Origin of the sequence: Motilimonas sp. 1_MG-2023 (assembly GCF_030547455.1) — a bacterium.
In the GTDB taxonomy this organism is placed as follows: Bacteria; Pseudomonadota; Gammaproteobacteria; order Enterobacterales; family CBDFNC01; genus Motilimonas.
Map to the genome: position 1 here is coordinate 1 of NZ_JAUOPX010000389.1, position 204 is coordinate 204.

A 204-nucleotide genomic window follows, 5' to 3' on the forward strand; every position below is an offset into this window, starting at 1 on the left:
GAGTACCTGGCTACGAACCAGGCGGTCGGAGGTTCGACTCCTTCCATGCGCGCCACTTTCATTTTATTGCAGCAATTCGATTGATGCAGTAAATAAGAAACCTGTTAAACCAGACAAAAAGTTTACTGCGCGCATGTAGCTCAGCTGGATAGAGTACCTGGCTACGAACCAGGCGGTCGGAGGTTCGACTCCTTCCATGCGCGC

At 51.5% G+C, this 204-nt stretch carries 1 tRNA gene; it reads left to right on the top strand.

Annotated features, from left to right (window positions below):
• Positions 1-129: 129 nt before the first annotated feature.
• Positions 130-203: transfer RNA gene (locus Q4519_RS22370), tRNA-Arg, on the top strand.
• Position 204: the final 1 nt, after the last annotated feature.